Below are 13916 nucleotides of genomic sequence, written 5' to 3'. Positions count from 1 at the left end.
GCGGTTTTTAGCCTGCCAGAAAGTGAGCCCGCCGCATGAGCACCCTGCCGCCCTGCCCCAACTGCAACTCCGAATACACCTACGAAGACGGCCTGATGCTGATCTGCCCGGAGTGCGCCCACGAATGGTCGGCCGCCGCCTCGGCGCACACCGCAGGCGATGACGACAAGGTGATCAAGGACGCCGTCGGCAACACCCTGCAGGACGGCGACACCATCACCGTGATCAAGGACCTCAAGGTCAAAGGCTCCTCGCTGGTGGTCAAGGTCGGCACCAAGGTCAAGGGCATCCGCCTGGTCGACGGCGACCACGACATCGACTGCAAGATCGACGGCATCGGCGCGATGAAGCTGAAATCCGAGTTCGTCAGAAAAGTCTGAGTCCTGTTCGAGCGGCCACCTGAGCGCGACATACAGCGCGCACGCGCAAGTGGCTGATCGACCCGGCGCCCTCCCTCGAGCGCCACGAGGGAGGTGCCCGCCAGGCGCGCCCCCGCGCCAACCCTGTGCACACCCAGCCAGACCACATAGCCGCTGCGCCGCAATGCTGCGGCGTGGAGGTGCTCACCTGTGCGGCATTCGGCAAGAATTCTGCGGCACAGTAGCACTCGGCCACTTGCCATATGGGGTATGGTCGGCGCCGCAGATTCGGCCGTGCCGCGCGCGCACCGCACAAAAAATCTGCCCACACTCCACGCAGCCGTCTGGGCGACGCTGCCAATACGGCCTGCCAGCCGCACTCAACGCTATGCATAAGGAAGACACACATGACGCAGCAACTCAACGCCAAAGCCATCGCGGCCGGAGTCGCCGGCCTGTTGCTGGTGGGAGGCTTCATGGGGGCCTGGTACACCGTGGATGAAACCGAGCGTGGTGTGCTGCTGCGCAACGGTGCGCTGGTCGGCGTGATCGAGCCCGGCCTGTCGTTCAAGTTTCCCTTCATCGAGTCGGTCAAGCGGCTCTCCACGCAGAGCCAGGTCACCATCTACGACCGGCTGCAGGCCTACAGCAAGGACCAGCAGGCAGCGACCCTGCGCGTGTCGGTGTCCTGGCACGTGGTTCCCTCGGAAGTGGCCAAGGTGTACACCGCCTTCCAGACCATCGAAGGCATGAAAGACCGCCTGATCAGCCGGCAAGTGCCGACCCAGGTGGAGAACGTGTTCGGCCGCTACAACGCCGTGGCCGCCGTGCAGAATCGTGGTCAGCTGGTCAGCGACATCTCCGCCGCGATCAAGAAAGGCATCGAAGGCCCGGTGATGATCGACAGCGTGCAGGTCGAAAACATCGACTTCTCCGACGCCTACGAAAAAGCCGTGGAAGCGCGCATGACCGCCGAAGTGCAGGTCAAGACCCGCGAGCAGCAACTGGCCACCGAACAGGTGCAAGCGCAGATCCGCGTGACCCAGGCACAGGCCGAGGCCGACTCCAAGCTGGCCCAGGCCAAGGCCGACGCCGAGGCTACCCGCCTGCGCGGCCAGGCCGAAGCCGAAGCCATTCGCGCGCGCGCCGATGCCCTGGCGAGCAACCAGAACCTGATTGAACTGACCAAGGCCGAGCGCTGGAACGGCGTCTTGCCGACCACCGTACTGCCGGGCGGCACCCTGCCGTTTATCGACGCCAGTAAGTAAATTAGAAGCCTGTCGGACTTAACGCTGCCCTGCTGCGGAAAAACCGGATTTGGCCATTTATGCCGCTCTTTCTTGTTAAATAGCGCGCTATTCGCCGCGAAAGATCAGCAAAACTGACTCAAACCGGACTTTCCCTCGCTACGGACGGTCAAGTCCGACAGGCTCCTAGCCCCTTCCCACGCGCCGCGTGGGAAGCTTGCTGACATTGAGCACGCATAGCGTGCTCCCAATCGAACAGGAGCTGGTTATGCGCAGCATCCCCACCGTAATGACCCTTGCCACCCTGCTCGCCCTGGCCGGCTGTGGCCTGGGCGAAAGCGCCGCCAGCGCCGCGCTGCAGGCCAAGCAGGCGGAACAGGCTCAGCAGCAGATGGCGCAGCTCAAGCTGCAGGTCGAGCAGGCCAACCAGCTGAACCAGCAACGCCTCGAAGAGGCCAGCCAGAACGCCGAATAGCGCACGGGGCTGGCCACCCGCCGAACCACGCGGCAGGTGACAGCCCTCGCGTTCTGCGACCTGTTGCCTATGGCGTTCGGCCAGCCTTCCGCAGTATGTTCTGGGCATGCTCCTTCAAGGATGACCCATGAACAGCAAAGCCCCCTCCGCGCGTTATGCCGCGCGCCCGCAAGATGACGACACGCAAAAGCGCCTGGCGGTGTTGATCGACGCCGACAACGCCCAGGCCTCGATCATCGAAGGCCTGTTCGAGGAAATCGCCAAATTCGGCGTGGCCAGCGTCAAACGCATCTACGGCGACTGGACCCAACCCAACCTCGGCAGCTGGAAGAAGGTACTGCTCGACCACTCCATCCAGCCGGTGCAACAGTTCGCCTACACCCGCGGCAAGAACGCCACCGACAGCGCGTTGATCATCGACGCCATGGACCTGCTCTACACCCGACGTTTCGATGGCTTCTGCCTGGTCTCCAGCGACAGCGACTTCACCCGCCTGGCCGCCCGCCTGCGCGAGGAAGGCCTGACCGTGTACGGCTTCGGCGAAGAGAAAACCCCTTCGCCGTTCGTCTCGGCCTGCGACAAGTTCATCTACACCGAAATACTCCGCCCCGAGGCCAATGAGCCAGTCGCCCGCAGCGACAAGCCGCAGCCGCCCGCCACGGAGCAGGCGCCGGCCGAACCGGCCAAGCCGAGCGGTCAAAACAAGCCGCAGAAAGTCCCGGTGGACTTTATCGCCAAGGTCATCGACGACAACGACGATGAGGACGGCTGGGTCAACCTCGGCGTGCTCGGGCAGAACATCAGCAAATTGCGTCCGGCGTTCGATGCGCGGTTGTATGGGTTCAAGAAGTTGAGTGAACTGATCAAGGGGCAGGCCAAGCGGTTTGAATTGCAGGTCAGGGGGAGTAGTGCGACGGGGGGAGAGGCGTTGTATGTGAGGAATAGGAAGGCGGGGAAATAAAGGTCACCCAAAAAATCAAGAACCCTTTCCACCACGGTTAAAAACCAAGAACACGGACTGACTCAAATGGCAATAAATTTTGAGAACACACTTGTTATAGGGGTTTCCTCTCGAGCTCTTTTTGACCTTGAGAAGGAGAACATAGTATTTGAGACAAGCACCATCGATGAATACAGAAAATACCAACTTCAGCACGAAGACTCAATTTTAGAAAAAGGCGCAGCTTACTTCCTAGTTGAAGCACTTTTAAAACTCAACAAATACGCCAAGTCCCCCGACCAAAGGCTAGTTGAAGTAATTATAATGTCCAAAAACTCTCCCGACACAGGTCTACGCATACATAGCGCTATAAAGCATTACAATCTAGACATAACAAGGTCTGCATTTTCAGGCGGAGAGTCTCTAGCGCCTTTCCTTCAAGCATTCGACGTAGACCTACTATTAACAAAGCATACTGAAGACGTACAAACAGCTATCGACACAGAGCAATGTGCCGCAGCAACAATTTATGACCCCCCACTGGATTATCTTCCGGACGAAGAAAGAATTCGATTTGCGTTCGATGCTGACGCAGTAATTTTTTCTGAGGACTCAGAATATATATACAAAACTGAGGGCATGGGGCCATTCCAGATTAACGAACTAAAAAACGAGGATATCGAGCTAAAAGACGGCCCATTTGCAAAGTTCATCAGAGTGCTTTCCACCATACACAATGAAATTGGCTCAGAGAAATCCCCAATAAAAATATCAATTGTTACTGCACGAAACAGTCCGGCTCACGTCCGAGTAATAAAGACCTTAAGAAAATGGAACGTTTATGTTGATCAAGCATTTTTCCTAGGGGGCCTAGCCAAAGACAAGGTCCTAAAAGCACTGCGTCCGCATATATTTTTCGACGATCAAAAGGCTCATGTTGAACCCGCATCAAAAGTTGTACCGTCCAGCCAAGTACCATATAAAACAGGTTCACCTCTACGGAAATTTCTAGATAACCAAACGACTCTTGAGTTAACCCCAGTGACCACCGCAACAGACAAACAATAGCTCGCATAATTAATTTAACGCAGCCCAAAAGCGGACTGAATTATTTTCGGCGAATAAATCCGAAGTGATTAACGCAAAAACCTGATGGCAATCCGACGAATCTTTATTTACCCCTACTATGAATTTCGCACTTTCGGCGAGTCACTTTCCCTTTGCTCGCGCGAAAGAGGCTTTTTATATCAGGGGCAGCAAAGAGAAAGCGCGCCCGGCATACGGGTCTGGCTGCGCCAGACTTCCCTCGCTCCGGCACTGTTCCGAGGGTCGTCACGAAGGGCCATCCCTGGCCCATCGTTCCTCGTTTGGCATCCATGCCAAACGCCCCTCTCCACAGCACCTCCACTCGGCCTCCTGACGGGACCCGGGACCGCGTCGCCTGGACGATATGCGCAACCCAACAGCAAAGAGCTTTTGATCGTTCCCACGCTCCGCGTGGGAACGAACGTTAGAAACAAAAGCCAACACCTTCCCGCGTCGAAACAATAAATTCGAGCTGGGACAACGCCCCTTTCCAGCAGGCCGAACGCAATCGTTGTGGAGTGGGTTGAGCGGCATGGATGCCGCGAGAGCTGTGATGGGCCAGGGATGGCCCTTCGCAGCGAGCCCACGGAGCAATGATGGAGTGAGGGAACCCGCCGCAGGCGGGCCGTATGGCGGGGCAAGACCTTTTGGTTCCTTTTGGGGCGACTGCCAAAAGGAACTCGCCGTAAGGGCGAAACCTCATGATCAGGCGATGAACATGTAGCGCCAGGCCAAAGTCCAGCGTTGCACCCATTACTGCTTCGCGGCCAAGGGCGCTCCCACATGAAACAAGTAAACCTTCAGACCCGGCCCCCCCTCGCCACCGCGTCTGAACGCAAACTCACCAGTGCAGTCACTACCGCTTCGCGGCCAAGGCCGCTCCTACAGGAAGCCTGCGAACCATCGGCCGATGCCAACCGCTGGGCATCGCTACGCCCAACCGCATCCCAGGGCTCATTTTGATCGTTCCCACGCTCCGCGTGGGAACGAACGTTAGAAACAAAAGCCAACACCTTCCCCCGTCGAAACAATAAATTCGAGCCGGGACAACGCCCCTTTCCAGCAGGCCGAACGCAATCGTTGTGGAGTGGGTTGAGCGGCATGGATGCCGCGAGAGCTGTGATGGGCCAGGGATGGCCCTTCGCAGCGGGCCCACGGAGCAATGATGGAGTGAGGGAACCCGCCGCAGGCGGGCCGTATGGAGGGGCAAGACCTTTTGGTTCCTTTTGGGGCGACTGCCAAAAGGGACTCGCCGTAAGGGCGAAACGCAGCGTAGCGGAGTAACAGCCACAGGCTGGCCCGTAGGGTGAGCGAAGCGAGTAAACCAATACCCCAAGCCACCGCCGCTGCGGCGGATATGCAAAAAACATGAGCTGCCAAACTCGAACGTCCGTAGCGCGGACTCACCAGTGCAGCCACTACCGCTTCGCGGCCAAGGCCGCTCCTACAGGAAGCCTGCGAACCATCGACCGATGCCAACCGGTGAGCATTTGATCGTTCCCATGCTCCGCGTGGGAACGATCATTAGAAACAAAAGCCAACACCTTCCCGCGTCGAAACAATAAATTCGAGCCGGGACAACGCCCCTTTCCAGCAGGCCGAACACAATCGTTGTGAAAGGGAGTGAGCCGCATGGATGCGGCGAGAGGCGTAAAGGGCCAGGGACGGCCCTTGTACGCCGGCCCCTGGAACTATGATGGAGTGAGGGAACCCGCCGCAGGCGGGCCGTATGGCGGGGCAAGACCTTTTGGTTCCTTTTGGGGCGACTGCCAAAAGGGACTCGCCGTAAGGGCGAAACCTTATGATCAGGCGATGAAAGTGTCGCGCCGAACCACGGCCTAAACCGTTGCTACCGCTTCGCGGCCAAGGCCGCTCCCACATGAAACAAGTGAACCTTCAGACCCGGGCAAACACCCCTCGCCACCGCATCTGAGAGCCGACTCACCGTTGCAGCCACTACCACTTCGCGGCCAAGGCCGCTCCTACAGGGAGCCTGTGAACCATCGACCGATGCCAACCGCTGGGCATCGCAACGTTCAACCGCACCCTAGGATTCATCGTCACTGATTACACAAACAACCAGGCCAGTCTCACGACTGGCCTGGTTGTTTACCGCTCGATCCGCGCCCCGCTTGCCGAAGCACGCAAAGTGCGCCGGCCTATAACGAGTGGCGCCACGTTCGGCGCCACTCGTCATAAGGAATGCTAAGGCGTATCAGCGGCCACTCTGCGCCACCCGCTTACGGCACGCGTCACCGAAGACCTGGAACAGCTTTATCGAATCGGGATTCTCCGCCGTCTGCCACTCCGGATGCCACTGCACGGCAAAGGTCAGCTGCGGCAGCTGCGGGGCATGGATGGCTTCGATCAGGCCATCCTCGGCATGGGCCAGCGCTTCTAGGCCCTTGCCCAGGGTCTTGATGGCCTGACCATGCAACGAATTGACCCGAATCTCCTCGCGCTGCAGCAACTCGGCGAGCCAGCTGTTGGGCACCGGGCGCACGCCGTGGCTTTCGCCGTACTGCACCGGGACAGGGTCGTTGGGGTCTTCGCGGTGGTCATTGTGACCCGGCACTTCATAGACCTTCTGGTGAATGTCACCGCCCAGGGCCACGTTGATTTCCTGCATGCCGCGGCAGATGCCGAAGATCGGCAAGCCGCGGCGGATGGCGGCGTGGATCAGCGGCAGGTCGAACAGGTCGCGTCCCCGGTCCTGGCCCTTGCTCGGGGTCAGGTTCTCCTGGCCATAGAGGCTCGGGTCGATGTTGCTGCCAGCACCCGTGAGGTACACGCCATCCACCAGATCCAGATACTGCTCGATATCGTCGGAGCCACAGCAGGTGGGCGCCAGCAGGGGCACGCAAGCGGAGAACTCGACGAGGGGCAGGATGTATTTGTGGGTCATCACCTGATAGGCATGGCCCTTGCGCTCATGGGTGCCCATGGACATCAGAACGACGGGTTTACGTGGGGTATTCGCAGTTTTTACAGTGTTGCTGTTGGACATACGTCACCTTGGGACAGGGAGTGCCTGTCGTTGTTGTGCAGACGCGCGACCTGGGGCGGGCACGGTCTGTTTTGGTCGGTTTCGTGAAGTGCCGCGAGCGATGCTGAACCGCTTGGGTAATGCCCTTGCTTGGGCTGAAACGGGACTCGAAAGTCCAGCCAGAGCAAGGATTGGGCGGCCATGGCGCTTGTCCAGGGCGGCCCGCTCGCGGTCGAAACCAGATGCTCAGTCTGCCAAAGCCGTAAAAAATGTCAAACGAACAACGTCAAAAATATCGATAAAAATCGGCAAAAAGCAACGTTTAAATTACTAAAATATTGTTTTTAAAGGATTTAATTGATTTTTACGACCACGAAAAGTCCATTATTTTTAACACACCTGCCTGCTGTGCTTTTTTCACGCATCGCCGCTCCGGGCGGAGCGGCGCGTAGCCAGGCCGCAGAATGCGGTTGAGCACAGCGCTAGCCATCTGCGCTGAGCATACCCACCAGTCGGAGTCCATCGGGCGCTGCACAGCATTCTGATCTGCGGGCCACCCCATCACGCGGGTGCAGCGTCTGAGCGCGGACTCAAGCGCTGCACCCGCGAACGCTTCGCGGCCAAGGCCGCTCCCACATGCAGCCTGCAAAGCATCAACCGATAGCCATCGGCACCAAACGCAAAAGGCCAGTCTCGCGACTGGCCTTTTGCGTTACTAACTAAGCCTCAACCATTGCTGGGGAAGGAGAACTGCGCCGCCTCGTGACTGGCGCGCTGCGGCCAGCGCTGGGTGATGGCTTTGCGCCGGGTGTAGAAGCGCACACCGTCCGGGCCGTAGGCATGCAGGTCGCCGAACAGCGAGCGCTTCCAGCCGCCAAAGCTGTGGTAGGCCACCGGTACCGGCAGCGGCACGTTGACCCCGACCATGCCGACTTCGATCTCGTCGCAGAACAGCCGCGCCGACTCGCCGTCGCGGGTGAAGATGCAGGTGCCGTTGCCGAACTCGTGGTCGTTGATCAGCTGCATGGCGTCTTCCAGGCTGCCCACGCGGACGATGCACAGCACCGGGCCGAAGATTTCTTCCTGGTAGATGCGCATCTCCGGGGTCACCCGGTCGAACAGGCAACCGCCGAGGAAGAAGCCGTTTTCGTTACCACTGACGCTCAGGCCACGGCCGTCGACTACCAGTTCGGCACCGGCGCTGACGCCGTCTGCGACGTAGCCGCTGACCTTGTCCAGCTGCTGGGCGGTGATCAGCGGGCCCATGTCCAGGCCGCAGCTGGTGCCGGCGCCGATCTTCAGCGCCTTGATCTGCGGGGTCAGCTTGGCGACCAGGGCATCGGCCACTTGGTCACCGACGCACACGGCCACCGAGATGGCCATGCAGCGCTCGCCGCAGGAGCCGTAGGCCGCGCCCATCAGTGCGCTGACCGCGTTGTCCAGGTCGGCATCGGGCATCAGCACGGCGTGGTTCTTCGCCCCGCCGAGGGCCTGCACACGCTTGCCGCGCTTGGTGCCTTCGGCATAGATGTACTCGGCAATCGGGGTCGAGCCGACGAAGCTCAGGGCCTTGACCTCGGGCGCCTCGATCAACGCGTCGACCGCTTCCTTGTCGCCGTGCACCACGCTGAGTACGCCCTTGGGCAGGCCGGCTTCGATCAGCAGTTCGGCGATCAGCAGGGTCGAGCTGGGATCGCGCTCGGAGGGCTTGAGGATGAAGCAGTTGCCGCAGACGATGGCCAGCGGGTACATCCACAGCGGCACCATGGCCGGGAAGTTGAACGGGGTGATGCCGGCCACTACGCCGATCGGCTGGAAGTCGCTCCAGGCGTCGATGTCCGGGCCGACGTTGCGGCTGTATTCGCCCTTGAGGATTTCCGGGGCGGCGCAGGCGAACTCGACGTTTTCGATGCCGCGCTTGAGTTCGCCGGCGGCGTCTTCCAGGGTCTTGCCGTGTTCTTCGCTGATCAGCTGGACGATCTTCGCCTCGTTCTGCTCGAGCAGGTACTTGAAGCGGAACATCACCTGGGCACGCTTGGCCGCGGGGGTCTTGCGCCAGGCCGGGAACGCGGCCTTGGCGGCGTCGATGGCCTGCTGCACGGTGGCGCGGTCGGCCAGGGCCAGCTGGCGAATCGCCGCGCCGGTGGAGGGGTTGAACACCTCAGTGGTGCGACCGGTGCCGGCGATGCGTTCGCCGTTAATCAGGTGGGTGATGGTGGTCATGCGGTATTCCTCAATAACTAATCTGTTTGTGTAAGAGCCAGCTTGCTGGCGATCAGCCTTTCAAGCATCGCCAGCAAGCTGGCTCTTACAGGGGATAGGGCGTTAATCCAGCTGGTTCAGGGTCTCGCCGACTGCATCGAAGACCCGGTCGAGGTCTTCCATCCGGGCGTTGAAGGTCGGCCCGAACTGCAGGCTGTCGCCGCCGAAGCGCACGTAGAAGCCGGCCTTCCACAGGGCCATGCCGGCCTCGAATGGACGGATCACCGGGTCGCCGTCACGCGGGGCCAGCTGAATCGCGCCGGCCAGGCCGCAGTTGCGAATATCGAGGATGTGCTTGCTGCCTTTCAGGCCATGCAGGGCGCTGGCGAACAGCGGCGCCAGCTCGGCGGCCTGCTGCACCAGGTTCTCGCGCTTGAGCAATTCCAGCGAGGCCAGGCCGGCGGCGCAGGCCACCGGGTGCGAGGAATAGGTGTAGCCGTGGGTGAACTCGACCATGTGCTCGGGCGATGGCTGCTGCATGAAGGTCTGGTAGATCTCGCTGCTGGCGATCACCGCGCCCAACGGTATGGCGCCGTTGGTGATCTGCTTGGCGGTGTTCATGATGTCCGGGGTGACGCCGAAGTACTCGGCACCGCTCCACTTGCCCATGCGGCCGAAGGCGGTGATCACCTCGTCGAAGATCAGCAGAATGTTGTGCTGCGTACAGATCTCGCGCAGGCGTTGCAGGTAGCCCACCGGCGGCACTATGACGCCGGCCGAGCCGGACATCGGCTCGACTATCACCGCGGCGATATTCGAAGCGTCGTGCAGTTCGATCAGCTTGAGCAGCTCGTTGGCCAGTGCCACGCCGCCGGTTGCGGCCATGCCATTGGTGTACTCCAGGCCCGGCTGCAGGGTGTGCGGCAGATGGTCGACGTCCATCAGCTGGCCGTACATCTTGCGGTTGCCACCGATGCCGCCGAGGCTGGTGCCGGCGATGTTGACCCCGTGATAGCCACGGGCGCGACCGATGAACTTGGTCTTGGCCGGCTGGCCCTTGAGGCGCCAGTAGGCCTTGGCCATCTTCACCGCGGTGTCGGCGCACTCGGAGCCGGAGCTGGTGAAGAACACGTGGTCCAAGCCCGTCGGCATTAACTCGGCGATTTGCTCGGCCAGCTGGAAGGACAAGGGGTGGCCGTACTGGAAGCCCGGCGAGTAGTCGAGGGTGCCCAGCTGCCTGGCCACCGCGTCCTGGATTTCCTTGCGCGAATGACCGGCGCCGCAAGTCCACAGACCGGACAGGCTGTCGTAGACCTTGCGCCCGCTCTCGTCGGTCAGCCAGCTGCCTTCGGCGGCGACGATAAAGCGCGGATCACGCTGAAAGTTGCGGTTGGCGGTGAAGGGCATCCAGTGCGCGTCCAACTTGAGCTGGCTGGCCAGTGGCACGGTGGCGGTCTGCTGCATGTTCATGGGGCGGCCTCGCAATCAAGGACAGGGCATCGGGGGGAGTTGCCAACTAAGGTGCCACGGGCATAGAGTCGGAAAAACCCAACTCTTCTCACCTTCAGTTAACTGGCCACTAAACTAATGAGCGCACGCCGCCCCGCCCCACTGGCCCAGGTCAGCGACTTCGATATCCGCCTGCTCAAGCTGTTTCGCAGCGTCGCCGAGTGCGGCGGTTTTTCCGCCGCCGAGAGCGTGCTGGGCATCGGCCGTTCGGCGATCAGCCAGCAGATGAGCGACCTCGAGCAACGCCTGGGCCTGCGCCTGTGCCAACGCGGCCGCGCTGGGTTTGCCCTGACCGAGGAAGGCCGCGAGGTGTACCAGTCGACCCAGCAACTGCTGGCCGCGCTGGAGAGCTTTCGCACCGAGGTCAACGGCCTCCATCAGCACCTGCGCGGCGAGCTGAACATCGGCCTCACCGATAACCTGGTGACGGTGCCGCACATGCGCATCACCAACGCCCTGGCGTTGCTCAAGGAGCGCGGCCCGGAGGTGCGCATCCACATCCGCATGACCCCGCCGAGCGAGGTCGAGCAAGGCGTGCTCGACGGCCGCCTGCATGTCGGCGTGGTGCCGCAGGCCGGCGCCCTGTCCGGACTGGACTACCAGACGCTGTACGACGAACGCTCGCTGCTGTACTGCGCGGTCGGCCACCCGCTGTTCTATGTCGACGATCTGCAATTGGAGGACGAGCGGCTCAATGCCCAGGATGCCATCGCGCCGACCTTTCGCCTGCCGCCGGAAATCCAGAGCCTCTATCAGCAGCTCAATTGCACCGCCAGCGCCAGCGACCGCGAGGGCATGGCCTTCCTGATTCTCACCGGGCGCTATATCGGCTACCTGCCGGACCACTACGCCGCCGCCTGGGTGCAACAGGGCCGCCTGCGCGCGCTGAAACCGGGTACGCGCTTTCACGACCTCAGCCTGGCGGCGGTGACGCGCAAGGGCCGTCGCCCGCATCTGGTACTGGAGAGTTTTCTCGAAGCGCTGGCCGTCAATGGCTGAAACAGCACTCGCGACCGTAGCCTTGGTGGGTACGGCCTTGACCGCGCCAACAACTGCATCGAGTCATTATCGGGCGCCCGTGCCGGCGCTTTTCGGCCGCTCGCGCTTGTCTCCTCGGCGACAGTGGGTTATCAGTGCATGCGTGTGAAAACCTGACCAGCCCGGAACCGCCCATGACCCTTGACGTCCCTGCGCACAGCGCCAACTCCGCCGACAAACCCGCCGGTCGCATCCGCCAGAAAAACGAAGAAGCGATCCTGGCCGCCGCCGAAGAGGAATTCGCCCGTCACGGCTTCAAGGGCACCAGCATGAACACCATCGCGCAGACCGTCGGCCTGCCGAAAGCCAACCTGCACTACTACTTCACCAACAAGCTGGGCCTGTACCTGGCGGTGCTGAGCAACATCCTCGAACTGTGGGACAGCACCTTCAACAGCCTCAGCGTCGACGACGACCCGGCCGAGGCGCTGGCCCGCTATATCCGCGCCAAGCTGGAGTTCTCCCGGCGCTACCCCAAGGCCTCGCGGATCTTCGCCATGGAGGTGATCAGCGGCGGCGAGTGCCTGTCGGAGTACTTCAATCAGGACTACCTGACCTGGTTCCGTGGCCGCGCCGCGGTGTTCGAGGCCTGGATCGCCGCCGGCAAGATCGACCCGGTCGACCCGGTGCACCTGATCTTCCTGTTGTGGGGCAGCACTCAGCATTACGCCGACTTCGCCTCGCAGATCTGCCGCGTCACCGGCCGCACGCGCCTGAGCAAGCAGGATTTCGAGGACGCCAGCGACAACCTGACCCGCATCATCCTCAAGGGCTGCGGCCTGACCCCGCCCGCCGGCTGAGCCTACGGAAGACCATGCCCTTCACCCTGCTCACCCCCTGCGACTACCGCGAGGAGATTCGCAAGAGCCGCTTCCTCGCCCAAGCCGTGCCGGTCGCCAGCGCGGCCGAGGCGCAGGCGGCGGTCGAACGCCTCAGCGACCTCGGCGCCTCGCACAACTGCTGGGCCTGGAAGGTCGGCCAGCAGTATCGCTTCAGCGACGATGGCGAACCGGGCGGCACCGCCGGCCGGCCGATTCTCGCCGCCATCGAAGGCCAGGACTGCGATCAGCTGGTGGTCGTGGTCACCCGCTGGTACGGCGGCATCCAGCTCGGCACCGGCGGCCTGGCCCGCGCCTATGGCGGCAGCGCCAACAGGTGTTTGCAGGGCGGCCAACGCCGCGAACTGATAACGCGCACTCGCTGCGCCTGCCACTGCGGCTTCGCCGAACTGCCCCTGCTCAAGGCGCGCCTGGGCGAACTGGACGCCGTACTGGAAAGCGAGACCTTCGATGCCAGCGGCGCCGTACTGCTCCTGGCAGTGCCCGAAGCGCGTTTCGCCGAACTGCAACGGCTGCTGGCCGATATCAGTCGTGGACGGAGCGAGTTGAAGAAGCGCTAAACCCGTCGAGGCTGAAGCGGATCGCCGCCCGGCCCCTCCCACGGATCACCACGATCCTGTGGGAGGGGCTTTAGCCGCGACAACCCTCATAGCCACACCGCATCCCACAGCGGATAATCACCCACCCGCGACACCAGCCCGGCCCGCAACGGATTGGCAACGATATAGCGGGCGACCTGCAACACATCCTCTTCGCGGCGTAGCGCACGGTCATGAAAACCGTCCTGCCACAGCTTTCCGCTTCGCCCATTGAGCTGATTGATCTGCTTGGCACCGCGTCCTTTCACCCGGCGCATCAACGCGCTGAGCGATCCGCGCTGCAGAACCAGCAACCAGTGCACGTGATCGGGCATCACCACCCAGGCCAAGGACTCAACCAAGCCATCGACATGAGCACTCCGCAACTCATCGACCAGAACTCTGCCTACACGCCAATTCGCGAAGATCGGCTCACGCTTCTCGACAGTCGCCGTCAGCAGGTAAATCCGCTCAAGCTCGGAAAATCGACCCACACGCAATTGATCTGAACGGGGTATTCCTTTGCCTCCCTGATTTTCGTTTAAGCCTGTATAGCAACCGAATTGGTGGATTGTTAATCGCGGCTAAAGCCCCTCCCACAAGCACGGCGGTTCACTGCGGGAGGAGCCGGGCGGCGATCCGCTTTAGCCGCGACCG

The 13916-nt window shown here is 61.5% G+C and carries 12 protein-coding genes; 8 read left to right on the top strand and 4 right to left on the bottom strand.

The features are described from left to right. Positions 1–35 precede the first annotated feature (35 nt). From FBY03_RS04400 to FBY03_RS04380, 5 genes are all read left to right on the top strand, one after another. Positions 36–380, top strand: coding sequence for a zinc ribbon domain-containing protein YjdM (locus tag FBY03_RS04400; protein WP_147170983.1), 345 nt, complete (start codon positions 36–38; stop codon positions 378–380). A gap of 386 nt (positions 381–766) precedes the next feature. Then, a complete protein-coding gene (locus FBY03_RS04395) occupies positions 767–1627 on the top strand; it encodes a prohibitin family protein (RefSeq protein WP_147170982.1) in 861 nt (286 codons plus the stop codon). A 247-nt stretch (positions 1628–1874) separates the two neighbouring features. Then, positions 1875–2081 (top strand): hypothetical protein, encoded by a 207-nt coding sequence (locus tag FBY03_RS04390; RefSeq protein WP_147170981.1) that lies wholly within the window; start codon positions 1875–1877, stop codon positions 2079–2081. Positions 2082–2208: 127 nt separating this feature from the next. Further along, positions 2209–3042, top strand: coding sequence for an NYN domain-containing protein (locus FBY03_RS04385; protein ID WP_147170980.1), 834 nt, complete (start codon positions 2209–2211; stop codon positions 3040–3042). A 66-nt stretch (positions 3043–3108) separates the two neighbouring features. After that, entirely contained in the window at positions 3109–4089 is a 981-nt protein-coding gene (locus tag FBY03_RS04380) for a 5'-nucleotidase (protein WP_147170979.1), read from the top strand. A 2233-nt stretch (positions 4090–6322) separates the two neighbouring features. On the opposite strand, the gene FBY03_RS04365 is transcribed toward FBY03_RS04380, so the two are convergent. The 3 genes from FBY03_RS04365 to FBY03_RS04355 all read right to left on the bottom strand — a co-directional run bounded on the left by FBY03_RS04365 (position 6323) and on the right by FBY03_RS04355 (position 10765). Then, positions 6323–7114, bottom strand: a complete 792-nt coding sequence (locus FBY03_RS04365; RefSeq protein ID WP_147170978.1) for a gamma-glutamyl-gamma-aminobutyrate hydrolase family protein — start codon at positions 7112–7114, stop codon at positions 6323–6325. A 705-nt stretch (positions 7115–7819) separates the two neighbouring features. Then, the gene (locus FBY03_RS04360; RefSeq protein WP_147170977.1) at positions 7820–9316 is read right to left on the bottom strand and encodes a CoA-acylating methylmalonate-semialdehyde dehydrogenase; all 1497 of its coding nucleotides are present in this window, start codon (positions 9314–9316) and stop codon (positions 7820–7822) included. Between the two features lie 102 nt (positions 9317–9418). Beyond that, the gene (locus FBY03_RS04355; RefSeq protein WP_147170976.1) at positions 9419–10765 is read right to left on the bottom strand and encodes an aspartate aminotransferase family protein; all 1347 of its coding nucleotides are present in this window, start codon (positions 10763–10765) and stop codon (positions 9419–9421) included. 117 nt (positions 10766–10882) lie between these two features. Between FBY03_RS04355 and FBY03_RS04350 the strand changes: the two genes are divergently transcribed. The 3 genes from FBY03_RS04350 to FBY03_RS04340 all read left to right on the top strand — a co-directional run bounded on the left by FBY03_RS04350 (position 10883) and on the right by FBY03_RS04340 (position 13241). Continuing rightward, the gene (locus tag FBY03_RS04350) at positions 10883–11803 is read left to right on the top strand and encodes a LysR family transcriptional regulator (RefSeq protein WP_147170975.1); all 921 of its coding nucleotides are present in this window, start codon (positions 10883–10885) and stop codon (positions 11801–11803) included. Between the two features lie 173 nt (positions 11804–11976). Beyond that, positions 11977–12642 (top strand): TetR/AcrR family transcriptional regulator, encoded by a 666-nt coding sequence (locus FBY03_RS04345; RefSeq protein ID WP_147170974.1) that lies wholly within the window; start codon positions 11977–11979, stop codon positions 12640–12642. Positions 12643–12656: 14 nt separating this feature from the next. Continuing rightward, on the top strand, positions 12657–13241 hold the full coding sequence (locus tag FBY03_RS04340; RefSeq protein WP_147170973.1) for a YigZ family protein: 585 nt from the start codon (positions 12657–12659) through the stop codon (positions 13239–13241). An 86-nt stretch (positions 13242–13327) separates the two neighbouring features. On the opposite strand, the gene FBY03_RS04335 is transcribed toward FBY03_RS04340, so the two are convergent. Further along, positions 13328–13759: a transposase gene (locus FBY03_RS04335; protein ID WP_256677862.1), complete on the bottom strand. Its 432-nt coding sequence runs from the start codon at positions 13757–13759 to the stop codon at positions 13328–13330. Positions 13760–13916 lie beyond the last annotated feature (157 nt).

Source organism: Pseudomonas sp. SJZ079, from assembly GCF_007993865.1.
Classification (GTDB): Bacteria; Pseudomonadota; Gammaproteobacteria; order Pseudomonadales; family Pseudomonadaceae; genus Aquipseudomonas.
The sequence above is the reverse complement of the archived record's forward strand: the minus strand, read 5'-3'. Positions and strand labels throughout refer to the sequence as shown.